General features: G+C 63.9%; 20 protein-coding genes and 2 tRNA genes. 4 read left to right on the top strand and 18 right to left on the bottom strand.

What is annotated here, in order from left to right:
• Nucleotides 1-22 precede the first annotated feature (22 nt).
• The 4 genes from pheT to rpmI all read right to left on the bottom strand — a co-directional run bounded on the left by pheT (nucleotide 23) and on the right by rpmI (nucleotide 4,247).
• A complete protein-coding gene (pheT, locus tag AC3DE2_RS03700) occupies nucleotides 23-2,419 on the bottom strand; it encodes a phenylalanine--tRNA ligase subunit beta (protein WP_488425099.1) in 2,397 nt (798 codons plus the stop codon).
• 109 nt (nucleotides 2,420-2,528) lie between these two features.
• Nucleotides 2,529-3,539 (bottom strand): phenylalanine--tRNA ligase subunit alpha, encoded by a 1,011-nt coding sequence (gene pheS / locus AC3DE2_RS03695; protein WP_295382792.1) that lies wholly within the window; start codon nucleotides 3,537-3,539, stop codon nucleotides 2,529-2,531.
• Nucleotides 3,540-3,679: 140 nt separating this feature from the next.
• Nucleotides 3,680-4,039, bottom strand: coding sequence for a 50S ribosomal protein L20 (rplT, locus tag AC3DE2_RS03690; RefSeq protein WP_295382793.1), 360 nt, complete (start codon nucleotides 4,037-4,039; stop codon nucleotides 3,680-3,682).
• Nucleotides 4,040-4,049: 10 nt separating this feature from the next.
• Entirely contained in the window at nucleotides 4,050-4,247 is a 198-nt protein-coding gene (rpmI, locus tag AC3DE2_RS03685) for a 50S ribosomal protein L35 (RefSeq protein ID WP_141453658.1), read from the bottom strand.
• 320 nt (nucleotides 4,248-4,567) lie between these two features.
• Here rpmI and lepB point away from each other — a divergent pair, with 320 nt between their 5' ends.
• Entirely contained in the window at nucleotides 4,568-5,188 is a 621-nt protein-coding gene (gene lepB, locus AC3DE2_RS03680) for a signal peptidase I (protein ID WP_488425250.1), read from the top strand.
• Nucleotides 5,189-5,320: 132 nt separating this feature from the next.
• Here lepB and infC read toward each other — a convergent pair whose 3' ends face one another.
• From infC to uvrB, 6 genes are all read right to left on the bottom strand, one after another.
• Nucleotides 5,321-5,845, bottom strand: coding sequence for a translation initiation factor IF-3 (gene infC, locus AC3DE2_RS03675; RefSeq protein WP_295382802.1), 525 nt, complete (start codon nucleotides 5,843-5,845; stop codon nucleotides 5,321-5,323).
• Nucleotides 5,846-5,895: 50 nt separating this feature from the next.
• Complete coding sequence (gene thrS, locus AC3DE2_RS03670) at nucleotides 5,896-7,794, bottom strand: threonine--tRNA ligase (RefSeq protein ID WP_295382794.1); 1,899 nt, start codon at nucleotides 7,792-7,794, stop codon at nucleotides 5,896-5,898.
• A 740-nt stretch (nucleotides 7,795-8,534) separates the two neighbouring features.
• The gene (locus tag AC3DE2_RS03665) at nucleotides 8,535-9,023 is read right to left on the bottom strand and encodes a hypothetical protein (RefSeq protein ID WP_488425098.1); all 489 of its coding nucleotides are present in this window, start codon (nucleotides 9,021-9,023) and stop codon (nucleotides 8,535-8,537) included.
• A 62-nt stretch (nucleotides 9,024-9,085) separates the two neighbouring features.
• Nucleotides 9,086-9,271, bottom strand: a complete 186-nt coding sequence (locus AC3DE2_RS03660; RefSeq protein ID WP_488425096.1) for a hypothetical protein — start codon at nucleotides 9,269-9,271, stop codon at nucleotides 9,086-9,088.
• Between the two features lie 629 nt (nucleotides 9,272-9,900).
• Nucleotides 9,901-9,975: transfer RNA gene (locus AC3DE2_RS03655), tRNA-Val, on the bottom strand.
• A 187-nt stretch (nucleotides 9,976-10,162) separates the two neighbouring features.
• On the bottom strand, nucleotides 10,163-12,178 hold the full coding sequence (uvrB, locus tag AC3DE2_RS03650) for an excinuclease ABC subunit UvrB (protein ID WP_488425095.1): 2,016 nt from the start codon (nucleotides 12,176-12,178) through the stop codon (nucleotides 10,163-10,165).
• Between the two features lie 153 nt (nucleotides 12,179-12,331).
• On the opposite strand from uvrB, the gene AC3DE2_RS03645 reads away from it, so the two are divergent.
• Together AC3DE2_RS03645 and AC3DE2_RS03640 are read left to right on the top strand one after the other, a co-directional pair.
• Nucleotides 12,332-12,904, top strand: coding sequence for a GspH/FimT family pseudopilin (locus AC3DE2_RS03645; RefSeq protein ID WP_488425094.1), 573 nt, complete (start codon nucleotides 12,332-12,334; stop codon nucleotides 12,902-12,904).
• A 52-nt stretch (nucleotides 12,905-12,956) separates the two neighbouring features.
• Nucleotides 12,957-13,033: transfer RNA gene (locus AC3DE2_RS03640), tRNA-Asn, on the top strand.
• A 69-nt stretch (nucleotides 13,034-13,102) separates the two neighbouring features.
• On the opposite strand, the gene AC3DE2_RS03635 is transcribed toward AC3DE2_RS03640, so the two are convergent.
• From AC3DE2_RS03635 to AC3DE2_RS03610, 6 genes are read right to left on the bottom strand one after another with little or no spacing between them, the layout of a single operon-like run.
• On the bottom strand, nucleotides 13,103-13,519 hold the full coding sequence (locus AC3DE2_RS03635) for a type IV pilin protein (RefSeq protein ID WP_488425093.1): 417 nt from the start codon (nucleotides 13,517-13,519) through the stop codon (nucleotides 13,103-13,105).
• Between the two features lie 5 nt (nucleotides 13,520-13,524).
• Nucleotides 13,525-17,226 (bottom strand): pilus assembly protein, encoded by a 3,702-nt coding sequence (locus AC3DE2_RS03630; protein WP_488425092.1) that lies wholly within the window; start codon nucleotides 17,224-17,226, stop codon nucleotides 13,525-13,527.
• Nucleotides 17,227-17,270: 44 nt separating this feature from the next.
• Entirely contained in the window at nucleotides 17,271-17,816 is a 546-nt protein-coding gene (locus AC3DE2_RS03625) for a pilus assembly PilX family protein (protein WP_488425091.1), read from the bottom strand.
• Nucleotides 17,813-18,907, bottom strand: coding sequence for a prepilin-type N-terminal cleavage/methylation domain-containing protein (locus AC3DE2_RS03620; RefSeq protein ID WP_488425090.1), 1,095 nt, complete (start codon nucleotides 18,905-18,907; stop codon nucleotides 17,813-17,815). The genes AC3DE2_RS03625 and AC3DE2_RS03620 overlap by 4 nt, the downstream gene beginning before the upstream one ends.
• Before the next feature lie 23 nt (nucleotides 18,908-18,930).
• Nucleotides 18,931-19,380: a type IV pilus modification protein PilV gene (gene pilV, locus AC3DE2_RS03615; RefSeq protein WP_295382676.1), complete on the bottom strand. Its 450-nt coding sequence runs from the start codon at nucleotides 19,378-19,380 to the stop codon at nucleotides 18,931-18,933.
• Between the two features lie 16 nt (nucleotides 19,381-19,396).
• On the bottom strand, nucleotides 19,397-19,984 hold the full coding sequence (locus AC3DE2_RS03610; protein ID WP_488425089.1) for a GspH/FimT family pseudopilin: 588 nt from the start codon (nucleotides 19,982-19,984) through the stop codon (nucleotides 19,397-19,399).
• 128 nt (nucleotides 19,985-20,112) lie between these two features.
• Here AC3DE2_RS03610 and AC3DE2_RS03605 point away from each other — a divergent pair, with 128 nt between their 5' ends.
• Nucleotides 20,113-21,144 (top strand): sensor histidine kinase, encoded by a 1,032-nt coding sequence (locus AC3DE2_RS03605; protein WP_488425088.1) that lies wholly within the window; start codon nucleotides 20,113-20,115, stop codon nucleotides 21,142-21,144.
• 39 nt (nucleotides 21,145-21,183) lie between these two features.
• Here the strand turns inward: AC3DE2_RS03605 and ppnN are convergent, their stop codons facing one another.
• A complete protein-coding gene (gene ppnN / locus AC3DE2_RS03600) occupies nucleotides 21,184-22,566 on the bottom strand; it encodes a nucleotide 5'-monophosphate nucleosidase PpnN (RefSeq protein WP_295382679.1) in 1,383 nt (460 codons plus the stop codon).
• Nucleotides 22,567-22,693: 127 nt separating this feature from the next.
• Entirely contained in the window at nucleotides 22,694-25,954 is a 3,261-nt protein-coding gene (locus AC3DE2_RS03595; protein ID WP_488425087.1) for a TonB-dependent receptor, read from the bottom strand.
• Between the last annotated feature and the right edge of the window lie 221 nt (nucleotides 25,955-26,175).

Below are 26,175 nucleotides of genomic sequence, written 5' to 3'. Positions count from 1 at the left end.
CCTGCCATTGCCTTCACGCCGTTCATCCGCGGATCTTCGCCCCGTGGGCCGCCTCGATGGCGGCCACCACGCCGGCGACCACGGATTCCACGTCGCGGTCAGTCAGAGTGCGTGAGTTGTCCTGCAAAATCAAGCCCATAGCGAGACTCTTTTGACCGGATTCGACCCCCTGTCCGACATAGCGGTCGAACAGCTGGACGTCCCGCAGCAGCGGGCCCGCGGCCTCCCGGGCGGTCTGCCGCAGGGCTTCCCACGCCACCCGTTCCGCGACGACGAACGCGAGATCCCGGCGGACGGACGGGAACCGCGACAGCTCCGAAGCGCGCGCGACCGCGCGTCCGGTCAGCGGAGCCAAATCCAGCTCGAACGCGACCACGTCGGCATCCAGGTCCATCTGGCGCTGCAGGCGCGGATGCAACTGACCAATCCAGCCGATGCGCCGGCCATCCCGGTAAATGTCGGCCGAGCGGCCCGGATGCCCGTGCGCGCGCGTGGACGGCCGGTACTCCAGTACCGCGCCAGCGGCGGCGGCCAGGCTCTCCAGATCGCCCTTCAGGTCATGGAAGTCGACCTTGCGTGCCGGCTTTTCGCCCCACTGCTCGGCACGGGCGTCACCACAGGCCGCCGCGGCGATGCGCAAGGTCTCGACGGGCGCGGCACCCGCGGTGGTGGACGCTTCGAACACGTTGCCCAGCTCGAACAGGCGCACGCGCCCGGCCTGGCGGGCCATGTTGCGGCCCAGCGCAGCCACCAGGCCCGGCAGCAGTTGCGTGCGCATCACGCCCAGCTCGGCGCTGAGCGGATTGGCCAGCGGCACCGCGCCTTCGGCGACCTGCCAGTGCGCGAGCCAGGAGGCATCGACGAACGCGTAGTTGACCGTTTCCAGGTACTCGCGCGCGGCCAGTTGGCGGCGCACCGTGGACTGGTCGACACGGGTTTCGCTCTGCACCGCGACGCGCGTGGCGCCGCCCGGCAAGGTGGTCGGGATGCGCTCGTAGCCGTGGATGCGCGCCAGTTCCTCGATCAGGTCTTCCTCGATGGCGATGTCGAAGCGACGGCTGGGTGGAACCACCTGCCAGCTTTCGCCATCACGCGATACCTGCATTCCCAGTGCCTGCAGGATGCGCTCGATTTCGGCGTCGGCGATCCCGACGCCGAGCACGCGTGCCACGCGCGCGCGGCGCAGGCCGATGGTCGGCGGTTCCGCCAGATGTTCCGGCAGCACCGTTTCGGTCACCGGTCCGGGCACGCCGCCAGCGACGGCGAGGATCAGCCGGGTCGCATACTCCACCGCGATGCGCGGCAGTTCCGGATCGACGCCGCGCTCGAAGCGATGGCCCGCATCGGTATGCATGCCCAGACGACGGCTGCGGCCGATGATGGCCGACGGAATCCAATGCGCCGCTTCCAGGAACACGTTGCGGGTGGTGTCGGTCACGCGGGTGTCGTATCCGCCCATGATTCCGCCCAGCGCCACCGCGCGCGCGGCCTTGCCGCCCTGGCCATCGGAAACGACCAGGAATTCCCCGTCGAGCGTCACGGTACGGCCATCGAGCAGCTTGACCGTCTCGCCCGCGCGCGCCGGCCGCACGACCACGGCGCCTTCCAGCAGATCCTGGTCGAACGCATGCATGGGCTGGCCAAGCTCCAACATCACGTATTGGGTGACGTCCACCAGCAGGCTGATCGGACGCACTCCGGCGCGGCGCAGGCGCTCGGCCATCCACACCGGCGTTGGCGCGTTGGCATCGACGTTTTCGATCACCCGGCCGGCGAAGCGCGGAACCCGCTCGCCGGCTTCCAGTTCGACCACCCGCGCGGCGTCGCCTTGCGCGGGAACAGGCATGGCGTCGAGCGGCTTGACCTGGCTGCCGACCGCGGCGGCGACGTCGTAGGCGATGCCGCGCACGCTGAAGCAGTCGGCGCGATTCGGCGTCAACTTGATTTCGATGCTCGCGTCCGGCAGGCCCAGGTACTCGCCGATCGGCTCGCCGATGGGCGCGTCGTCCGGCAACTCCAGCAGCCCGGAAGCATCGGCGTCGATGCCGAGTTCCTTGGCCGAGCACAGCATGCCGTTGGATTCCACGCCGCGCAGTTTCGCCGCCTTGATGGCGATGCCGCCCACGTTCGCGCCGACCATGGCCAGTGGGGCCACCAGGCCCGGACGCGCGTTCGGCGCGCCGCAGACGATCTGCAGGAATGCTCCCTGCCCGGCGTCGACCTGGCAGACCTGCAGGCGATCGGCCTCCGGGTGCTTCGCGCATTCGACGATGCGCGCGACCACCACGCCCGCCAGGCCATCACCCAACGCGGTCACCTCTTCGACTTCCAGCCCAATCGCGGTCAGAACCGCCGACAGCTCGTCGCGGGTGGCCTGGGTGGGAACGTGGCTGCGCAGCCAGTTTTCGCTGAATTTCATCGTGTCACCGTAGGGTGGGCCGCAGCCCACCGTTGCCATCTGTCCATTATCGTTGGCGTCCGCCGAAGCATCGCCACGCCATCACTTTCACGCCGTCGGGCCAGGGCCCTTACGCGAACTGCCGCAGGAACCTCACGTCGTTCTCGAAGAACGCGCGCAGATCATTGACCCCGTAGCGCAGCATCGCGAAGCGCTCCACGCCCATGCCGAACGCGAAGCCGGTATAGCGCTCCGGGTCGATGCCGCAGTTGCGCAGCACGTTCGGATGGACCATGCCGCAGCCGAGCACTTCCAGCCAGCGGGTGCTGCCGTCCGGCTGTTGCCAGGCGATGTCGACTTCCGCGCCCGGTTCGACGAACGGGAAATAACTAGGCCGGAAGCGCATCTCGAAATCGCGCTCGAAGAACGCGCGCACGAATTCGGCCAGGGTGCCCTTCAGATCGGCGAACGTGGAGTGTTCGTCGACCAGCAGGCCTTCCACCTGGTGGAACATCGGCGAGTGGGTCTGGTCGCTGTCGCTGCGGTAGACCTTGCCGGCGGCAATCATGCGCAGCGGCGGCTGGTGTCCGGCCTTCAGCAGGTTGTCCATGTAGCGCACCTGCACACCCGACGTGTGGGTGCGCAGCAGGCGTCCGTCGCCGAAGTAGAAGGTGTCGTGCATGGCGCGCGCCGGATGGTGCGGCGGGAAATTCAGCGCCTCGAAGTTGTGCCAGTCATCCTCGATTTCCGGGCCGTCGGCCAATTCGTAGCCCAGACGCCCGAAGATGTCGGCGATGCGCTCCAGCGTGCGGCTGATGGGATGCAGTCCGCCGCGGAAACCATTGCGGCCCGGCAGCGTCACGTCGATGGTTTCGCTGGACAGGCGCGCATCCAGCACCGCGTCTTCCAGCACCGTCCTGCGCGCCGACAGGGCGTCGCCGATGGCATCGCGTACGCGGTTGATGGCTTCACCGGCGCTCTTGCGCTGGTCCGCCGGCAGGGTGCCCAGTTGCTTCAGCTGCGCGGTGACGCTGCCGCTCTTGCCCAGCAGCGCCACGCGCAGGTGCTCCAGCGCATCGGGCGTCTGCGCCGCGGCGATGTCGGCGAGAGCCTGGGTGGACAGGGATTCGATGTCGCTCATGGATCGTCCAGATGAGGTTCGGCTTGTCCGGATTCCGGATCGGATCCGGAACCACAAAAAACAATGGGGAAGGACTCGCGCCCTTCCCCACGTGTTCGGCGATGAACTGCCGCTACTGCGTTTACGGTGGAGATCGCAGCTCAGGCTGCGAGTGCGCCCTTCGCCTTTTCAGCCAGGGCCGCAAAACCCGTCGCATCGTGCACGGCGATGTCCGCCAGCACCTTGCGGTCCAGGGTGATGCCAGCCTTCAGCAGGCCGTTCATGAAACGGCTGTAGCTCAGGCCGTTGATGCGGGCAGCCGCATTGATGCGGGTGATCCACAGCGAACGGAAATTGCGCTTCTTCTGCTTGCGGCCGATGTAGGCGTACTGCTGCGCCTTGATGACCGCCTGCTTGGCGACGCGGAACACCTTGCGGCGGGCGTTGTAGTAGCCCTTGGCCAGGTGGAGGACTTTCTTGTGACGGCGACGCGCCATCACGCCACGCTTAACTCGTGCCATGGTTCAGTCCTCAGAGGTAGGGAAGCATGCGGTCCAGACGGCTGCTGTCCTCGGCGCGAACGATGTTCGTCGCACGCAGGCCGCGCTTACGCTTGGTCGCTTTCTTGGTGAGGATGTGGCTACGGTTGGCGTGGCCAGCCTTGTACTTGCCGGAGGCGGTCTTGCGGAAACGCTTGGCCGCCGCCCGGTGGGTCTTGATCTTGGGCATTGCAATGTCCTTGATGGTTTATGTCACTGACCTGGGCGGCAGCGCCTTGGCGCCACGCTTTCCATCCATGCCCCAGTCGGCTTGTAAGCCATTGATTCCGAAAGAAACCAATGGTGGGTCCTGGGCTGCGAGCAGCCGATCCCGGAGAACCGGGCCGCACATTATGCAGGGACTTGCTTTCCCTTGCAAATCAGCGGGTTCTGCCGGCCCGTCGGCGTGGCCCGCATGACACGGGCGCCGGGTCCCCGCCATCTCGCCGCGCAGGAACTCGATGCCCGTTGCCGGGTCCAAACCAGCCTCGTCCCTCTGGAGCGGCCATTCTGGACACCGTGCCCCCGCCCGGCCAACGCGCCCTGCGATGGTTGCGCAAGGAAGCCCTGCCCGTGCTGGCCATGCTCGGCCTGCTGCTCGCCGCGCGCGACACCCTGGCCAACCACTACCGGGTACCCAGTGGTTCGATGCAGCCGACCCTGCAGCCCGGTGATCGGGTGGTGGTGGACATGCGTGCCTACGGCCTGCGCCTGCCATTCACCTCCCACGCGCTGCTGGCCGTGCGGAGGCCGCAGCGCGGCGAGGTCGCCGTGTTCGACTCCCCGGCGGATGGCACCCGCCTGATCAAGCGGGTGGTCGCCGTGGCCGGTGACCACGTCGATCTTCGCGGTGGCCACCTGAGCATCAATGGCCGACCACTGCGGCTGGATGGCGATGCGCCACGCGAGGATTTCGGAATCCGCACCGCCGCGCTCGATCTCGATCTCGGTGGCGGTCCCGACGTCCACGGCATGGTGGTCCCCGCCGGCAAGCTCCTGGTGCTGGGTGATCATCGCGGCAACAGCTTCGATGGCCGTTTCTTCGGCTTCGTCGATGCCGAAAAGGTCTATGGTCGCGCGGTGGCGGTGTATTACCGCCGGGGCGATGGTTTCGGCTGGCGGCAGTTGTAGGGTCCGGACCGGAACACGAAACCTCCACGTGCGGAAACGAGAAGAGCGCCTCACGGCGCTCTTTTCACTCCCCTGCCCTGGACGGGAGAGGCAACCACCACCACATGTCCTCCGCGCCCGCGGCGCGGGAGGTCACTTCTTCTTGGGGGCGATCATCATCACCATCTGCCGGCCTTCCAGGCGCGGACGCGACTCGATGACGATCTCGTCGCCCAGTTCGGCCTCGATGCGCGCGGCCATTTCACGACCCAGTTCCTGGTGGCTCATCTCGCGGCCACGGAAGCGGATGTTGACCTTGACCTTGTCGCCTTCTTCCAGGAAGCGGCGGATGTTGCGCATCTTGATCTGGTAGTCGCCTTCATCGGTGACCGGCCGGAACTTGAGTTCCTTGATCTCGACCTGCTTCTGCTTCTTCTTGGCTTCGTTCGCCTTCTTCTGCTGCTCGAACTTGAACTTGCCGAAGTCCATGATCTTGCAGACGGGCGGCTCGGCGTTGGGCTGGATCTCGACCAGATCCAGGCCCTCTTCCTCGGCCATCGACAATGCCTCGTCGCGCGTGAGCACGCCGATCATTTCGCCATCGGAACCGATCACGCGCACGCGCGGCACGCGGATTTCGTGGTTCTTGCGGTTTTGCTTGTTGTCAGGGGTGCTGATGTTTCAGTCTCCAGAGAGAATCGTGCCGGCCCCAACCGGGGCCGGACCCTTTACGCGCCCTCGCCACGCAGGCGATCGGCGAAGTCGGACACGGACATTGTGCCCAAATCCTCGCCCGAACGCGTACGCACGGCAACGGCGCCATTTTCCTTCTCGCGGTCTCCGACCACCAGGAGGTAGGGGACCCGCTGCAGGGTGTGCTCGCGGATCTTAAAGCCGATTTTTTCGTTCCGCAAATCGGCCACTACCCGGAAGCCTTGATTTGCAAGGGTTTTCCGGACTTCGTCCACATAATCGGCCTGGGCGTCCGTAATGTTCATTACGACCGCCTGCTGGGGGGCCAGCCAGGCCGGGAAGGCCCCGGCATGGTGCTCGATCAGGATGCCGATGAACCGCTCCATGGACCCCACGATGGCCCGGTGCAGCATGACCGGGTGGCGGCGCTGGCTGTGTTCGTCCACGTACTCGGCGCCCAGCCGGCCCGGCATCATGAAATCGACCTGCATCGTGCCCAGCTGCCAGGTCCGGCCAATGGCATCCTTCAGGTGGTACTCGATCTTGGGGCCATAGAAGGCGCCCTCGCCCGGCAGTTCCTTCCACTCCACCCCGCAGCTGCGCAGGGCCGCCCGCAGGGCGTCCTCGGCCTTGTCCCAGGTGGCGTCGTCGCCCAGGCGCTTTTCCGGGCGCAGGGCGATCTTGATCTGGATGTCGTCGAAACCGAACGCCCCGTAGACCGCCAGCGCCTGCTGGTGGAACGCGGTCACCTCGGATTCGACCTGCTCCTCCGTGCAGAAGACATGGCCGTCGTCCTGGGTGAAGCCACGCACCCGCAGGATGCCGTGCAGCGCGCCGGAAGGCTCGTTGCGGTGGCAGGAGCCGAACTCACCGTAGCGGATCGGCAGATCGCGATAGCTGTGCAGGCCCTGGTTGAACACCTGGATGTGGCCAGGGCAGTTCATCGGCTTGACCGCGTAGGTGCGCTTCTCCGATTCGGTGAAGAACATGTTCTCCTGGTAGTTGTCCCAGTGGCCCGACTTCTGCCACAGGGAGACGTCCAGGATCTGCGGGCAGCGCACTTCGCCATAGCCGCTGTCGCGGTAGACCTTGCGCATGTACTGCTCGACCACCTGCCAGATGGCCCAGCCCTTCGGATGCCAGAACACCAGGCCGGGGGCCTCTTCCTGCAGGTGGAACAGGTTCTGCTGCTTGCCGATGCGGCGGTGGTCGCGCTTCTCGGCTTCCTCCATCCGGGTGATGTAGGCGTCGAGCTGCTTCTTGTCCGCCCAGGCCGTGCCGTAGATGCGCTGCAGTTGCTCGTTCTTGGCATCGCCACGCCAGTAGGCGCCGGAAATGCGCGTGAGCTTGAACGCCTTCAGGAAACGCGTGTTCGGCACGTGCGGGCCCCGGCACATGTCCACGTACTCCTGGTGGTAGTACAGACCCATCGCCTTCTCTTCCGGCATGTCGTCAATCAGGCGCAGCTTGTAGTCCTCGCCGCGGGCCTTGAACACCTGGATGACTTCCGCGCGCGGCGTCACTTTCTTGATGACGTCGTAGTCCTGGGCAATCAGGTCCTGCATGCGCTGCTCGATCGCGGCCATGTCTTCCGGCGTGAACGGGCGCTCGCTGTAGATGTCGTAGTAAAAGCCTTCGGCGATGACCGGACCGATGACCATCTTCACGTCCGGGTACAACTGCTTGACCGCGTGGCCGACCAGGTGGGCGCAGGAGTGGCGGATGATTTCCAGCCCTTCCTCATCCTTGGGAGTGATGATGCGCAGGCTGGCGTCATGATCGATGACGTCGCTGGCATCGACCAGGCGGCCATCGACCGCGCCGGCCAGGGTCGCCTTGGCCAGGCCTGCGCCGATGGACTGGGCCACCTGCATGACGGAAACGGGCTGTTCGAACTGGCGGCTGCTGCCGTCGGGAAGCGTGATCGTGATCATTGTTGGGAAGGCCGGGATTCGGGATTGGGGAATCGGGATTCGCGGAAGCGAGCGGGGCCAAACAGCGAATCCCCCATCTCGGCTTCCGAATCCCGTGGCCGCTTCGCGGCCAACAAAAAAGCGCCACGAGGGCGCCTACGGGATGCAGTGCCTCGGGCAGTACCGGATTCAGGCGATGGTAGTGCTCATGTCGCACGCTCGGCCGGCGTTTCCGCAGGCCACCTCGTGATATCGGAGTGGCAAACAAAGGAAGACGGGAATCCACGCGGATGAGCGTGGTTGGCGGTACAGATTCGAACCTGCGTCTCCACCAGACCACGATAGAGCCACCTGAAATCAATCAAGTGGTTACCGCGACAGGCACCATCGCCCTCTTACTTGAAGAGCATTGTAAACGACGGGCTGCAACACGCAAGCGTTGCTGATGCCAGACGGGCCGAGCTAGCGCCAATTCGGGCCGTCACTACCGTCGAGACCTGAGGCGGGACCCGCCAGCAGGTGGATCAGCCCTGCTCCCTCCAGGCTTCGCCATGGCCCACCCACTCGTTGGGCCCCGTGCCGGGAATCCGATAGGCAGGGCCTTCGTTTTTCGGGACCGTGGAACCGTCGCCGCCTCACCGCCCCACATCGCTGCGATATGGACCTCATACGGCATGCCGTTGCGTCCCTTGGCGACGGCTTGTTCTTCAGCATGTGAACGTCGCCAACCTCAAAGGAGAAGAGAGCCTACGCCCTAGCGTTCACGAAGCACTGTCAACGAGAAATACTGCAAGAACCGCACAACTATTGTGAACCGCATGGGCTAGAAACGACATCCCATAGGCCCAGCGCCTACCGTATTTCATGTAGCTTAAAAACAAGTACGAATACACAACGAAGGGAAAGAAAACAACGATCCCCCAATAAACATTGAATATGGCGTGGAGCGAAGAAAAAATAACCGCGGAAACGACAATGACAGCGGTCCTGTACCTGAACAATGGAAGCAGGATTATCGATATCACTCCCCCCGCAAGAAGAGATTCAATAGCTGGCCCCAGTATTCCCGCCTGGACAACTGCGCCGATCAAGTCCAGATCAGAAAAGCCAGGATCAAACCCCTTCAACTCCCGTCGAAACGAAAAAGCAACGATGCTCGAGGAAGTCAACGTGCAGATACAAGCAAGCACGACGCTCTTGAGGGCCCGTCCAATACTCGCGCCGCGCAGCCGACTATCGGTGATATCCATAGTTTTTCCAGCAAGATAATCTGGACTAAACCGGGCGGCAGACGCCGCCCGGCGGGTGCCCGTCACGCCCCGTATACGTTTTGAACGTTGGAGGGATTGGTGAAGGTATCTTCCTTGAGCGCCCCCTCCTTGATGTATTTGGACGCCGCATTGAGCGCCTTCCCAATAGCCCAAGTCGCAACCGCCCTGCCTACGGTGGGCAGACCACCACTGACGGATTCAACTTCACTTGCCGTTAGCTCACGCATCGACATTCTCCTTGTTTGGCGCATTCCCGCGCCGTGGCTTCGGGAAAATCCCAGAAGATGATCGCCATCCTTGACGCTATTGGCCGCCCCTATCATCGACAATCGGAAAATTCTTAAAACACACTCACATTAGATTTCGTAGCGCCCTTTTTTACGAAACAACGAAATCTCGCTGCTGGGCTGAAAGGCAAGCAAAAGCCGAATTTGGCCCACCATGTGCGCCTCGTCAGTAGTCGGCCAGAAAATTCCGGGCCGTAGTGCCAGCAACTGACGTCCTGGAGCCGCTTCTCGCAACGCTGGGGACCCAATGGGGCCAGTAGAGATACGGGCCACTCCCTTGGCATCGCAGGGCACCTGCCGGATCGCTGTCAGGCAAACGTTGAAGCCGCCTGGCGTCGCAGAAGAGCGAGTCGGCGCCAACGACGGAGGACTATGCGAAATTCGACCCCGCCTCCCCTATCATGGCCCGGGAGGCGATCGATGCTTGGACGGTGGCCTTGGCGGCGGAAATGGCGAAGATCCGCCCTATCTGGCGACCGTCATCGCTGGCGATGCCAGTGCGATGACAGTTGCGGAGGGGGATATTGCTGGGGAAACCACCGAAACCCTTGCTGTTGCTGGATTCTCGGTGGTGGGCGGTACAGGGTTCGAACCTGTGACCCCTACCATGTCAAGGTAGTGCTCTACCGCTGAGCTAACCGCCCGGTCTGCCCTTTGCAGGGGCGCGAATTCTAGCCCAGAAGGCTACGCGGCGACAACATGTCCCTGCACCGGCCGCCAAAATGCCCGTCCCGCTTCACCCGTCGCCCCGCGGCACGGGCGTCGCGGCGGAAATCTGCGCGGGCCCGGCGGCACCCTGTTCCACCCCGATGCCGTACCAGGCCGGGCACGTCAGCCGGCCAGGCTGGCTTCCTTGAGCTTGCGGATCTCGTCGCGCAGGCGCGCGGCGTCCTCGAACTCCAGATCCCGCGCGTGCTGGTACATCTGCTGCTCCAGCACCTTCATGCGGGCGAGCGCCTGGGCCGGGTCCAGCACGGCGTACTCGGTGCGATCCTCCGCCACCTTGCGCTTGCCGCGTCCCGATTTGGCTTCGCCGGCATCGGCGCGCGCGCCTTCCAGGATATCGACGATGGGCTTGGCCACCGATTTCGGGGTGATGCCGTGCTCGGCGTTGTGTTCCAGCTGTTTCTCGCGGCGCCGGCTGGTCTCGTCGATCGCCGCCTGCATGGATCGCGTCATCTTGTCGGCGTACAGGATGGCCTTGCCGCGCAGGTTTCGGGCCGCGCGGCCGATGGTCTGGATGAGCGAACCGGTGGAACGCAGGAAACCTTCCTTGTCGGCGTCCAGGATCGCCACCAGCGACACCTCCGGCATGTCCAGGCCCTCGCGCAGGAGGTTGATGCCGACCAGCACGTCGAACTTGCCCAGGCGCAGATCACGGATGATCTCCACCCGCTCCACCGTGTCCACGTCCGAGTGCAGGTAGCGCACCTTGACCCCGTGCTCGCCCAGGTACTCGGTCAGGTTCTCGGCCATGCGCTTGGTCAGGGTGGTGACCAGCACGCGATCGCCCCAGGACACCCGCAGATTAATTTCCGACAGCAGGTCGTCGACCTGGGTACCGACCGGGCGGATTTCCACTTCCGGGTCGACCAGGCCGGTCGGCCGGACCACCAGTTCGACGATTTCCCCGTTGGATTCCCGCAACTCGTAGGGACCCGGGGTCGCCGACACGTAGATGCTGCGCGGCGAGCGTTCCTCCCACTCCTCGAAGCGCAATGGCCGGTTGTCCAGCGCCGACGGAAGGCGGAAACCGAACTCGACCAGGGTTTCCTTGCGCGAACGGTCGCCCTTGTACATGGCGCCGATCTGCGGAATGGTCACGTGCGATTCGTCGATGACCAGCAACGCGTCCGCCGGCAGGTAGTCGAACAGGGTCGGCGGCGGCTCACCCGGTGCCTTGCCGGTGAGGTGGCGCGAATAGTTTTCGATGCCCGAGCAGTAACCGACCTCGGCCATCATCTCCAGATCGAACTGGGTGCGCTGGGCCAGCCGCTGGGCCTCGACCAGCTTGTTCTGCGCATACAGCAGTTCCAGGCGCTCCTTCAGCTCGATCTTGATGGTGTCGATGGCCGTCAGCACCCGATCGCGGGTGGTGGCGTAGTGGGTCTTCGGGTAGACCGTGTAGCGCTGCAGTTTGCGCAGGGTTTCGCCGGTCAGCGGATCGAACAGGGTCAGGTTCTCCACGTCGCCGTCGAACAGCTCGATGCGCAGCGCCTCGGCGTCGCTCTCGGCCGGATGCACGTCGATGACTTCACCCCGCACGCGGAAGGTGCCGCGCTGCAGTTCGTATTCGTTGCGGGTGTACTGGAGTTCGGTCAGATGCTTGATCAGCTGGCGCTGGTCCATGTGTTCGCCCAGCGACAGGATAAGGCGCAGCGACAGGTAGTCCTCCGGCGCGCCCAGGCCGTAGATCGCCGAGACCGTGGCCACCACCAGCGCATCGGGCCGCGACAGCAGCGCCTTGGTGGCCGACAGCCGCATCTGCTCGATGTGTTCGTTGATCGAACTGTCCTTCTCGATGAAGGTGTCCGACGACGGCACGTAGGCCTCGGGCTGGTAATAGTCGTAATAGCTGACGAAGTATTCCACCGCGTTATGCGGGAAGAACGACTTGAACTCGCCGTACAACTGCGCGGCCAGGGTCTTGTTCGGCGCCATCACCAGGGTCGGCTTCTGCACGGCCTGGACCACGTTGGCGACGGTGTAGGTCTTGCCCGAGCCGGTCACGCCCAGCAGGGTCTGCTTGGCGAGTCCGGACTCGAAGTTCTCGACCAGTTTCTGGATGGCCTGTGGCTGGTCGCCGGCGGGGGAATAGGGAGAAACGAGCTGGAAGCGGTCGGTCATGGGGGTGTCCCGAATGCGATCGCTGAGTATAGCCACCCAAGCCTGACCGACGCGCGGGGAGATTTCCTACCCCGATTCGCGGTCCCGTCCTATGGTCCCCACGTGGGCCGTATCAGAACCTGAATGCCCGATACATGGCCGCCAGGAGATTCCATGCGCAGGATGCGCTCCATTCCCGCCCCGCCCTTTCCCGGCCACCGTCCCACCCAGCGCGGCCTGACCCTGCTGGAACTGGCGGTGGCCATGGTCATCGCCTGCATCGGTGTCGGCATCGGCCTTCCGTCCTATCACCATCTCGTCCAGCGGAACCGTGCCGACACGGTCCGCTACCTGCTGGCCTCCCATTTCGCCAGCGCCCGCCAGACCGCCGTGACGTATCGCAGGGCGACCGCCGTCTGCCCCTCCGACGGCGTCGAATCCGGATGCCGGGCCGATGGCGACTGGGGAACGGGCTGGTTGATGTTCTTCGACCCTGACGGCGATCGGCAGCCGGATACGCCAGAGGACGTGCTGCGCTACGAGACGGTCCCCTTGCCACCCGATTTCCGGATCCGATCCACCGCCGGACGCCGGCAGCTGCGCTACCTCCCCGACGGCCGCAGCGCCGGCAGCAACCTGACCGTGCGCATCTGCCTGCGGGAACGCCTGATGTCGGAAGTGGTGGTGAACAACGCCGGCCGCGCGCGCAGCCGTCGCGCCGCCTCCGGCGAGCCCTGCCGTGGCTGAAAGCCGTGGAGGCTTGCCCCCTCCCACCGGCCTGATTACAATATCGGACCCCGCCCGAATAGCTCAGCCGGTTAGAGCACTTGACTGTTAATCAGGGGGTCGTTGGTTCGAGTCCAACTTCGGGCGCCAGATACCAAAAGCAAAGAGCCCGCTGGCATGCGGGCTCTTTGCTTTTCCGGTTCGCGAATCTGCAATCGACTAGAAGCACATGGCAGGATCAGTTCCGGATACGCTGACGCTCTTGGCTCCCGCCTGGTTGATCGTCAGGTTGCCGCATTGCGTATCGTTTGCCTGGGAGCCTTCCGCGGTTGCGGTAACGCTGAAGGTCGTCGCCGTTGGCGGTGACGGAAACGCGAAACTGTAGAACCCGGCGAGATCGTTCCGGCAATTCGTCTGCGGGAGCGTGCCGTCCTCGTACGACTGATTGGTTGTGTATTCCCGCTCCATGAATTGAGCAAGTTCAATCATGCATGCCGCTGCCGTCGCGCGCCGCGTCTTGATGACGTGGCTCTGATAGCTGGGATAGGCGATGGCCACCAGGATGGCGATGACCGCCACCACGATCATCAACTCGATGAGGGTGAATCCCTGGGAGTGGGTACGTCCGTCGTTCATGCTCGTCACCTTGTGAAGATTTCACGCCAGCCGAGGCGTTTGGGTTGGCCCATGCCCGGCGGCACCTTGACGTCCTTGCAGGTGCCATCGGAACCGCAGACCAGCACCAGCTCGTCGATCTGGCTGGACTCGGTGGGCATGCCGATATTCAGGTTGACCGAGCCCACCGCATGCCTGTTTCCATTCGAATCGGTAATGTAATCATTGTCCCCACTGCCGCTGCCATCAAGATCGAAATAGGACGTCGATCCGCCGCTGCCATTTCCGGGACTGGTGCCGGTAAACAGGTCCAGCGCATTCAGGTACCCGGTACCTCCCGACTCGCAACCATCGCCCGCATCGGGGACCACACTGGAAACCCAGACGGCCCGTCCGTCGACACGCGGACCACTGACCACCCGCTCGCCCGCTAGCGGCGTGCCCAGGTTGATGTACCACCCTCGCGAATCGGTCGGAAGTACGGTGAACGATTCGAAGGCGCGCCTGGTTTGATCCGCGCTGACCGCCGCGATCGTCCGCGTGGTCAGATCACTGCGTTGAGCGACCGCCGTTCCATCGTCGATGATCCCGTAAATGCTCTGCTGGCCACTCTGGCTCGCGTCCAGATCAGGCAGCGTGATCAGGCGTCCCGTACCGAAAGTGATCCAGATCCGCCGGCTGCCGGGTTCGCGCGCGATCGCAAGGCCGCCGGTGATGGGCTGCGCGTTGCCGCCGTCGTCCACGGCGGTGAACAAGGGCGCGCCGCCCAGCGCCACGCTCCAACTGCCCGCCGACGTGGCGGTTAAATCGAACTTCCAGACGTTGCCATGCAAATCGCCCGCGTAGACATAGTCGACCTTGCCGTCGCCGTTGACGTCCGCGGCGCGCGGGGCGGACAGCCCGTTGTCACCGGTCTGACCCACCGCGATCTTTGCCCGCTGCGTACCCGTGGCCACATCGTAGACATAAAGCACGGCGTCCCCATTGGCGCTGTCGATACCATTCGGGACAATCGCCAGGACTTCATCGTTGTTGCCGCGTGCGATGACCGGGGCGCCCAGCACATATCCCATGTCCGTATCCGTGGTCACGGTGTGATCCCACAGCACGTCCCTTGCGGCGAGTCGGCTGGGATCGCTCACGTCAATGGCGAATGCGCCCTTGCCGCCGCGCCCCAGCGTACCGACAAGATAGTTCGTCCCCGCCTCCACGTTCTGGCTGCTAACCGTAACCGGACCATCTACAAAGAAGTTGTGCACATAGTCGGGATCACTGAGCGAAGCGAGCTTGGTGAAGTCCAGACCGGCAGGTACATAGGAGAACACCACGTCGCCGGTCAATGCATTCACCGCATGCAGCATGCCGTCGTTCGCACCGACATAGATGGTCTCGGTATCCTTCACGTAGAACGGCGACGAATTGACGATGTCGCCAAGCAGAATCGAACGGTTGCGCAGGAGACCCCGGTTGGATTGCTCCTGCGCCTGGCTTCCCTTGATGTAGCTGGCATTGTCCGGTCCCGTCACGATCGCCGCGCCTGTGGAACGCGCGAGCAGCGTGCTCTGGCCATCGGTGGGGAAGGCGGCACCCGCCGTGCCGGTCCAGGTCAGCACCGTGCGGTCGTCGAAGTCATTGCGATTGTCGCCATCGGTAAGCGATGCGGCGATCCGCTGGGATACCTGCCAATCGATTTCAGATGAAATCCCCCCCAGTTCGGTCACGTCGCGAGCGATGAGGTCGCCAGTCCATACCCCCGACATGTAGGTCGCCTGGTACATGCTGGTGTTGGACTGGAATGACGTACTGTTGGTTGCCACGTTCGAGCCCGACGCCAGGCGGGCCTGGATCTGGCCGAGCACGCTGTTCAGTGCATCCCGGAATCCATTGGCGCTGGTGGCCGCGATGAACTCGCCATGGGCGTTGACCGCCGCGTGCAGAAGGTCGTCCACGCGCGCCGGAATTTCGGCCGTGCCGCTCTGGTTGGTCATCTGCGGATCCGGCCAGCTGACTTCCACGCCATTCAACCGAGGGCGGCCGTCACGGCGTATCTGGGCCACGCTGGACTGGTCCAGCGACCCCTTCAGGCCGATCGAAATACCGAAGGTCACCATATGCTGCCAGAAAGCCGGGTTGGTGCTGCTGCGCGGCACGATATTGTCCATGTCCGTGCGCAGATCGCTCTTCCAGTACTTCATCGCCACGTCGGCCAGGGTGTTTTCCCGGTTGAGGTTGTTGCCATCCCGGTAGGGATGGGCCGCCTCGTAACGGACGACGTCGTAGTTCGGATCCGTGTCCCTGAGCGAGTGATCAATGATCCGCTCGCCGTTGGAACCCTCCTGGTCGCCAGCGCTGATACTGCCGAAATTGCTGTTCCAGTAGCCATCGGTGGTCAGGATGGCGAAGTTCTGCCGGCATTGCAGCTGGGAATTGCCCGACTGCGGACCGTACGGGCCGCTGGCACCGCTGCCGGAGAAATACTGCCCCGCCGAATCCAGCGCGCCACGCAGTGGAGTGCCGTTGTTGCCCGTGGCGCCGAACAGGCTGTTGAACCAGGTCTCCCGTGCGGTTCCCTTGAAAACGCCTTCGCGGTTGTCCTCGTAGACGCCGACCGGGATGTCGTAGTTGCTGTTGTTCCAAATGGTCCGGTAGCCGACGCGGACATTGTCTCCCAGCAAGGCGAAGGCCTCGCTCGCGCCCGCCTTGGCCAGCTTCATGCGGGTGCGGTGGTAGGAATACCAGGTCGTGTAGTTGTTCAGTTCGGCCGCCTCATCACGTCCGGCAGCGGTCGCGGAAGCCGGCAGGGTGAAAGAACAGTTGCCCCAGGCGTAGCTATTGGACGACGCAGTCTGGCAGCCATTGTTGGCATCGCTCAGAGTCGCCGTGACCGTCACCGCACCGTTGCTGCTGGTGTTGTTTACCTGCCTGGTTACCCGGACCAGGTAGTTGCCTGCGGCGTTGGCGGTGCATTGTTCGTTGCTGTTGTTTCTCAACGGCTCGCAAACCACCGTGTTGTTTCCCCACCAGTCCACCGTATAGAGGCGAAGGGCGGCATTGCCCGTACCGGTCATCTGGACGTCCAGGGTCTGGTTGGTCTCCAGCGTCAGGTTCTCGCGCCAATCGGTACTGCCGTTGACCGTGATGTTCCATGTGCGGGTCGTGGAACTGGTCGCGGTTCCCAGACCACCGCCCAACACAAGTTCGCTGCGGATGACCCGGCTCACTCCCCCCATCGTGCGGATCTGGTAGCGATAGTAGTTGAGGCTGTTGCCGAGATACGCGGCATCGGTTCGGGTCGTGTCCTTGGGCACGTAGAACGTCTGCACACTGTTCGAAAGATTGGTGGTGTTCCCGGAAGCGAGATTGTTGCTGCTGAAGGCATCCGGAAACGTCTGGCCGCCACTGATGCGGGTACCGTTGTGAGTAATCCAGCTCTTGTATGCGGTGGCCGGGTTGTACTTGAGCGTATTGCTCGTATAGGTGTCGTCACTGATAGTCGTGCCGCTGGCGCAATTGCCATTGCTTTGCCGCCGGCACACTGTCCCGAGATCAGGATTGGTCATGACGCTGTCCGTCATGGATCCGGAATCGTCCAGAATGAACAGGATGTTGGGCGCGACATTGCTGGCGCCCGTCTGCAGCGGATACTGCGGAAAGCTCGCCGCCACCGCCGATGGCAGGGCCAGGAGCGTGGACAGGAATGCGCCCAGCACGGGCAGGACGCCGCGCATGCGCTTGCTCGGAACGAGTCGGGATGTCATGGCTGGAGTCCCCATCACTGCACCTGGAACCGCGATTGCAGGGTTACTTCCGATCCGTTCGCCAAGCGGGCGAACGCGGTTATGCGGTAGCGTTGGACCGTGGTGGAGCATGCGGATGCCGACATGTCGATGGATGTCGTGCAGTCATCTGAAACATCCTCGCCCTTGCCCATGTCCTCGATCACGTAGCCCATGGTCTGACCTTCTTCCTGTATGTTGGACACGCGATAGTTCGAAGCACTGTCCCAGAATCCGGCCGACTCCCACGCCGATGCCGCTCCATTGACCGGCATGCCACACAGACCGGCACTGCACCCGCCTCCCGCGGCCGGCATGACCGGGCGCTGATTGGCGGCATAGGCTTCCGCCTCACGCAGGATTGCTTCCGCCGACTGGAACGCCATGCTGCGCGCGCGCAGGTTGCCGCTCATGCGCTCCTGCAACCAGGTGCCGCGCATTGCCGCCAGGCCCAGCAGGGTGACCAGCAAAAGCAGCAACAGGACCACGACCAGCGCGACGCCGTTTTGTGCCGTGCGCGAAGCGAAGTTGGGTGACGTCATTGCAACCCCTCCCGGTTGCGCAGCGCAACCACGTTGCTCACCTGCCGATTGAGCGCGGCTCCATCGGTGCCCTGGATGTAGGATCCAGAGAGCGCACCCTCGGTTCCCTCGAAGGTCAGGTTGACGCGCGCTGCGATCACCCGCGACCAGTCGGCGACGGCCGAGGCAGCCTGATAATTGTTGTTGCCCGCGCTCAAGTACTGGAGCGTCATTCCCGTGACACCCTCGGCAATCTCTTCGACCGCCAGCAGGTTGGGGACGTTGGTTCCGGAGGTGTTCCTCACCGTTGCGCGGTACAGCGAGCGCCCGCCGCGTCCATTGTTGCCGATGTACCAGCGCGAACTGGTCACCCGGGAGATCGACGCGGGCGAATTGCTGAACTTGTCGCAGTTCGGATTGACATTGGTGAGATCGGGCACCATGAAGCAGTAACCATTCGCACCGCTCGCACCGGTCGCGCAATCGCGGATGTGCTGGAACTCGTTAGCGCAATTGCCGGTGGTGCCACTGCCGCTGCCGCCATTGTGCTGGATGCCGGTGATGCCACCCGCCGAATTCAACTGGGTCACCTCGAAGGTGAATGCATAGTCCATGTTGCAGACCAGCAGGATGTCACCTGTGGCAATGCCATCAACATTGTTGACCACCAGATTGGCGCTGGGATTGTCGTGCTGGACCACATTGATGTTGCCGTCGTTGGCCAGATGGATATCCACCGCATCGGTGCCGGCGACGCGCTGCCCGGCACCGGAACCGTTGACCGTGCCCGGCAGGGTATCGTTGCCACCGTAGCCGTGCAGTCCGCCCCCCCAATTGGTCCACCAGGTGTTGTCCCCGCTCTTGAGCTGGCTGACCAGATTGGCCGAGGTCGAGCAGGGGTTCCCGCCGGCCTCTCGCAGGTCGCGCGACATCAGCTCGAATGAGACACGCTCGTTCTCCTGCAAACGTCCGACCGTTTCGCTCGTTCCGTAAACCTGCTTGTTGGACAGGAATACCGCACTGGCGGCGACCACCACGATCGTGCCCAGCAGCAACGCAAGCATCAGTTCGATCAGCGTCAAGCCTTGCTGCGCGTAAGCGTTTCGGATCATGCGGGGATCTCTCCGGCTCATCGTCACAGCCTGCTGGTGGTTAGCATGGTGATGGGATCTTCGCCGCCCCCCGTGAGGCGGCTCTGGTCCCAACGAACTTCGACTTCGCATTCATCTGCATCGCAGTCGATGCGACCACAGGCCGAGGGTCCCACCTGCTGATGCATCTGGGCGACCCATCGATTCACGTCGGCACGTGCGTTCGCATTGGCGGCGCCATCGGGAATATCGGCTGCCTGGCACAACCAGCCCTGGTCGTACTGTCCGGCACGTGCGGCGTTCCGGTTGGCACGCATGATGTCCAGCATGGCGTAACTCTGGATGACCGCATTGGTACGTTCTGCGGCACCACCCGAATTCTTCAACGTGACCGCCTGCAGCGCGGCAATCCCCAGCATGCCGATGGCAAGCACGAATACGGCAATCAGGACCTCGAGCAACGTGGTTCCCGCGGGACGATGGAGGGTGCGCATTCTTCTATTCCTCGGCTCAGTCGCTGGGGGCACTGCAGGCTGCGGTCCCGCTGGCAGTTGCCACGCTGATGCGGCTGACCGCGAACTGGACTTCGCGGCTGTTCTCGGCTGCTGGCAAGCGGGTCGAGCAAACGGAGAGCCTGCCGGTGCGGACTGCGGGGTTTCCGGCGCGTACGAGTCCATCGGCAGCAAACCAGATGCGGTTGTTGCTGGAGACATTGGGGCTGCCCTGGATGACCACGCCGGCGGCCGAAGCGGTGACGTCGCGCACGACCGTGTCGCCCGCTCCTCCCGGATTGCCGTCGGCGTTGGCATCCACGAACACGACAGCCCGCCTCCAATCCGTTCCCTGGCAGGAACTGCCATCCGTACTCGGGCAAATGACGACCCGCTTGTTGCGCCGGATGGCCTCGGTCCGGGCAATCTGGAGAGTGGCCACCAGTTCGTTGGCGGCAGCGGTCAGACGATTGCGGGCGATGATGCCCTGGAAACTCGGCACGGCCAGGACCAGGGCCAGGGCCAGGATCGCCAGCGTGACCAACAGTTCGATCAGGGTGAACCCGCCGACCCCGGTATTACCGGTCCGATTCTTGTCGTCGCGCATGCCTGTCCTCTTCCCCTCGGATGACATCCAGTTCAAATTAACGGTCCCTGCCCTACTCAATCCATCAAGAACCGACGGACGGCCGGAACCATCCCCTGGGCGGCCCGGCAGCGGTTCCCCATGACGCCATGCCATCATCCCCCCCAGCCAAAACGTCGCCGCTTGATGCACTCTGGCGCTCCGAGGTCATCCTGTGGGTGCTGGTGGGTGGCGAAGGCCTGGCGATTGCCCTCTCGCTTGCACCTGGTCTCGACCGCGATCGCTGGCTGATCTACTTCGGGCTCGCCTCGTTCTGGATCCAGTGGGTGGCCCTGCTGACGCTGGGCAGCCTCTACCTGCTCCGTGGCTTCCTGCGCGGGGTATCCCCACCCGGGGTGGCGAGCCTGGCCCTGCTGTTCTCACTGCTGTACTGCGTCCTACTCGCACTGGTCGCGAGGGCGCTTGTCGAGAGCAGCGGCGCACGTCTGTACCTTGACTGGAACGCCCTGATCCTCAAAGCACTGGGCGTTACCCTGACGGTGGGCCTGCTGGGTCTGGCGGCCTTCCACAACCACTGGCAAGGACAGATACACGCCCTTCATGCCAAACAATACGAGCTGGAAGCGCTGCAGGCACGCATCCGCCCCCACTTCCTGTTCAACACACTCAATACCGGCGCTGCGCTGGTACATCAGCGCCCGCAAGATGCCGAACGCGTCCTGCTGGACCTGGCCGATCTGTTCCGGGCGACGCTGGCTGGACCGCAGGAGATTCCGCTGGTGGACGAACTTGCCCTCGTTCGGCGTTATCTGGATATCGAAAGCCTTCGCTTCGAACAAAGGCTGCGGGTGACCTGGGACGTTCCGGACAAGGTGCCGGTGATGAAGGTACCCACGCTTTCGATCCAGCCGCTGGTAGAGAACGCGATCCGGCATGGCGTGGAGCCAGACCCCGAGGGCGGCACTATCCGGATCCAGGTGCAGGAATCCGACCGCTGGCTGTCCATCGGGGTCCACAACAGCGTGGCGACGCGTCCCGCCCTTACGCCTGGCCATCAGGTGGGCCAGAACGCGGTCAGGGCGCGCATCCAGGCATTCACGCATGGCCGCGGCAGCCTGGATATCCAGGTGGAGAACGGTCAGTACAGCGCGGTCATCCGCCTACCCGCCACCGCGGAATGAAGGACCGGACCGGCTTCTTCCGAAGCCGGCCCGGCGCGGTCAGGTCAGCACCCGATAGCAGGGCTTGTATTCGCCTGCGATCTTCATCCGGCGCTGTTCGACGAACGCCCGCAGCAGGCCGTCCAGTGCCTGCATCATGTCGGCGTCGCCGTGGATCTCGAACGGGCCGAACTCCTCGATCCGGCGCATGCCGTCTTCCTTGACGTTGCCGGCGACGATGCCGGAGAACGCGCGCCGCAGATCCGCCGCCAGCGCGTGCGCCGGTCGCCCGTGGTGCAGGTCCAGCGCGGCCATGGCCTCGTGGCTGGGGACGAACGGCTGCTGGAAATCGCCCGGGATGTCGACCGACCAGTTGAAGAAGAACGAGTCCTTCTGATGGATGCGGTACTCGCGCACCTTGCGGATTCCGGCACCCATCCGCTTCGCCACCGCCACCGGATCGCCGATGATGATCTCGTAGCGTTTGGTCGCCTCCTCGCCCAGGGTCAGCCGGATGAACTGGTCGATCTGCTCGAAATACGGCGCGGCGATGGTGGGACCGGTCAGGATCAGCGGGAACGGCAGCTCGGCGTTCTCCTCCCGCAGCAGGATGCCCAGCAGGTAGAGGATTTCCTCGGCGGTACCCACGCCACCGGGGAACACGATGATGCCGTGACCGATGCGGACGAACGCCTCCAGGCGCTTTTCGATGTCCGGCATGATCACCAGGTGGTTGACGATCGGGTTCGGCGACTCGGCAGCGATGATGCCCGGCTCGGTGATGCCGATGTAGCGCGTGGTGCGGCGGCGCTGCTTGGCATGGGCGATGGTGGCGCCCTTCATCGGCCCCTTCATCGCGCCCGGTCCGCAACCGGTGCAGATGTCCAGGCCGCGCAGGCCCAGCTCGTAGCCGACCTGCTTGGTGTACAGGTACTCGTCGCGCGAGATCGAATGGCCACCCCAGCACACCACCAGGTTGGGATCGGCCGGACGCAGGATGCGCGCGTTGCGCAGCAGGCCGAACACCGCGTTGGTGACGCCCGACGAGGTGTCCAGGTCGTCCTTGCAGTCCGGTCCCAGTTCGATGGCGGTATAGGCCAGGTCGCGAACCACCGCGAACAGCAACTCGGCGACGCCGCGGATGATCTCCCCATCGACGAAGGCCATCGCCGGGGCATTGACCAGGTCGATACGGACGCCCCGGTCCTGCTGCAGCACCTGGATGTCGAAATCCGGGTACAGATCGCGGGCGGCGCGCGGATCGTCCGAGGCGCTGCCGCTGGTCAGGACCGCCAGCGCGCAGCGGCGCAGCAGGTCGTGCATGCCCCCGGCCGAGGCGTCGCGCAGGCGGGCCACCTCGGCCCGGGACAGCACATCCAGCGCCCCGCGGGGGTGAATCTGCGCGTTCTGTACCGGCAACGCCCTGGTTGGCGCTTCACTCATATGCTTGTTTCCTGTCGTTCTTTCGTGCCATGACCGATGACTTTAGCGCGTTCCCGCGCCCAAGGCATTCCCATAAAAAAACGGCCGGGTTGCCCCGGCCGTTTCTGGTGTTTCCAGGCCTTGCGGCTTAGAACTTGTACTTCAGGCCCAGCATGACCGACCAGCGCGACACACCGGTGTTGCCCTTGTCGTTGTTGTTTTCCTGGATCTGCGAGCTATCGGTGCTGCCGCTGAAGTGATAGACGTACTTGCCGGTGGCCGGATCGATACCGGCGTAACTGGCCACGCGACGGGTCGAGTTGAAGCCGTAATCGTCGATCAGGCCCCACTTCTTGTTCAGCAGGTTGCCGATGTTCATGATGTCCAGCGACAGCTCGGTCTTGTGGCCCTTCATGAAGCCCGGCAGTTCCTGGCTGAAGCGCACGTCGAAGCTGTTGACCCACTTGGCACGGAACGCGTTGCCCGGTGCGATCTGGCCACGGTACTTCTGCAGTTCCGGATTCTTGCCCAGCCAATCGAAGAACGCCTGCTCCATCTGCGCGCCGCCGGTGAACAGCACGTCGCCCGGGGCCGCCGGCACGTAGAACAGGTCGTTGAACAGGCCTGCGTTGCTGGTGCTGGTGGTCGGGTTGCTGTCGCCGTTCAGATCGTTGTAGTAGATGTAGCTGTACGGACGACCGGTGCGACCTTCGTAGAACAGGCCGATACGGGTGTCGTAGTCACCGAAGAACTGGTGCTTCCACTCCACCGTGCCGGTGATGCGGTCGCGGATGGCATAGCGCGAATCCCACGCGATATCGCCGTTGACCGCGCCGATCAGGGTGCTGCCCCAGTTCGAGGTGTTCTGCGAACTGGTCAGCGGGCTGACTTCGGTGGCCTTGGTGTAGGTGTACGCCAGCGACCAGGACCAGTCGTTGAGCATCGGCTTGTTCAGGCCGAAGGTGTACTGACGGCTCTTGCCCTCGTCGGTGTTGCGCAGAAGCATCACGTCGCCGATGCCGGCCGGACGATTGGCCTTGGGAGACGGGCCATTGGGCGTGTAGACAATGCCCCGGGTCGGATTGGCATTGGCCGGGTTGAGGCCAGCCGCATTCCAGAAGATCGGACGACCGTCCTGGCCGTAGGCGGTCGGGCCCTGGCCGGCGGCGTTGTACATGTCCAGGCGGTCCACCACGATGCCGTCGTTGACCTTGGTGAACAGCAACTCGGCCGACGCGACGATGCCGTACCACGGCAGTTCGTGATCCAGGGCGATGTTCGCCTTCCACACCGACGGCAGTTTCAGGCCGGGCTCGACGATGTCGACGTTGGCGCGCGCGTTGCCGGCCTGGCAGTTGGCCGGGATGTTCGGCGCCGGGCTCGGCGAGAACACCGGGGCCTGGGCGCCGGAACAGCTGTACTCGACGTAGTTCAGGCCGGTGTTCTGGTAGGTGCCGGCCAGCCACACGTTCGGGGCGGCGCCGCCGAACAGGCCCACGCCACCACGCAGCTGGGTCGGACGATCGCTGTCGAAGGTGTAGTTGAAGCCGAAACGCGGCTGCACCAGTTTGTCGTCGACGGTCTGGGTGTTGTCGTAGCCGTAGGTCTGCTCGATCAGCGGGTTGTACAGGCGCTGGTCGCTGAAGTCCGGGATGTCGACGCGCAGGCCGAAGGTCAGGGTCAGGTTGTAGTTGACCGCCCAGGTGTCCTGCGCGAACAGGCCAACGTTCTTCAGGGTGTACTCGGCCGGGATGTCGTTGATGCTGCCGCCCGGACGCGGGGCGCGGATCTGGTAGCTGCTCGGGGTACCGGCGCGGAACGCGTCGACGTCATCGAACGAATACACGCCGTTCACCGCGCGGCCGTAGAAGTTCAGGATGTCGTTCTTCGAGTAGTCGAAGCCGAACTTGACGGTGTGATCACCGATGTACCAGTTGGCCGCACCGAAAGCGGTCCATTCCTTGGTCTCGATGATGTTGACGTGGCTGTTGATTTCGGTGCCCAGGAACACCGACGACTGGCCGTTGGAACCGAAGCCGCGGACTTCGATCTGCGGCAGGTTCGAGAAGGTGCTGCGCACCGCCGAGTAGTCCTTGTAGCCGACCTTGAACTCGGTGGAGAAGTTCTCGTTCCAGTCGCTGAACAGTTCACCGACGTAGCTTTCGAAGGTCTTCGGCAGCGCGTACCAGAAGCTGCTCAGCGAGACGCTGTTGTTGTCGATTTCCGGGAAACGCAGGACGCTCTGCTCCAGCTTGCTGTAACGCAGGGCGGCGCGGTGGCTTTCGTTGATGTTCCAGTCCAGCTTCAGCGCGTACTCTTCAATCTCGGTCTTGTTGGTGCCCGGCAGCGAGAAGCCCCCGGCATTGATGCCATGGCCATTGGCCGCTGACACGATATCAGCGATGTCGGCGTCGGTGATGTTGCCGCTGCCGTACGGGGTGTTGGTCAGGCTGGTGCCCGGCGCGCTGCGCTCGTACTTCTCGTAGTTGGCGAAGAAGAACAGCTTGTCCTTGACGATCGGGCCGCCGAAGGTGGCGCCGTAGGTCATTTCGTCGTCGAAGCCGTTGAACTTGACGCCTTCCAGTTCCTTGCGCACCCAGCTCTTGTCGCGGTAGGTGCCGTAGACGGTGCCGTGGAATTCGTTGGTGCCCGACTTGGTGACCGCGTTGATCACCGCGCCGGTGCCGCCGACGATGGTCACGTCGTAGTTGGCCAGATCGATGTTGATTTCCTCGATGGCGTCCATCGAGACCGGCTGGCGCTCGGTCGGCAGGTTGTTGGATTCCAGGCCGAACGGGTCGGCGACGCTGACGCCGTCGATGCGGATGGCGTTGTAGCGGGTGTTCTGGCCGCCGGCGGAAATCGCGCCGTCCGCCTTGCTGACCTGCGAGATGCGCGGATCCAGGCGGATGTAGTCCTGGATGTTGCGATTGGCCGACGGCAGCGCTTCGATGCTGTCGCGATTGATGTTGGAACCGGTGCCCATCTTGGTGGCGCTGAACACTTCCGAGCCGCCGGCCACGCCGACCGCGGTCACGGTCTCGAGGGTGGTGGTGGCGTCGCCGGTCAGCGCGGCATTGACCGTGTTGACCTGGTTGAGGTTCAGGTAGACGTTGTCTTCGGTCTTGGTACCGGAACCGGACTTGGTCACGGTGATCTGGTACGGGCCGCCCACGCGCAGGCCGCGGGCGCTGTAGCGGCCGCTGGCGTCGGTGGTGACGCGGCTGGTCGTGCCCGATTCGACGTGGGTGATGACCACTTCGGCGCCGGTGACGGGCTGGCCGTCAGCGCCGGTCACCACGCCGCCGACACCGGCGGAGGTGCTCTGGGCGAAGACCGGCGCGGCGGCGAGCGCTGCGACGAGGCCAAGGGTGAGCTTGGACATCCGGAGACAACGGGATTGGTTCATGGGTGTGAGCCTCGGTACGGGAATTGGCGTTGCGGAAACTGGCTGGCTGGTGCGGACGCGCGGGCGGCCCGCCTCGCGGCGGGTCGTGGGGGGCATTTCTGGGGTTCCCTGAGCCTACGCGGAACGACCGCGTTGGTTAATAACAGGTTAACACGATAGGACCATTTTGTGACCGCCGCGTGACAAAATTTCCGCGGTGCAGCACTTTTTTACGTGACCCG

Source organism: Pseudoxanthomonas sp. 68-E7, assembly GCF_057773145.1.
The sequence above is the reverse complement of the archived record's forward strand: the minus strand, read 5'-3'. Positions and strand labels throughout refer to the sequence as shown.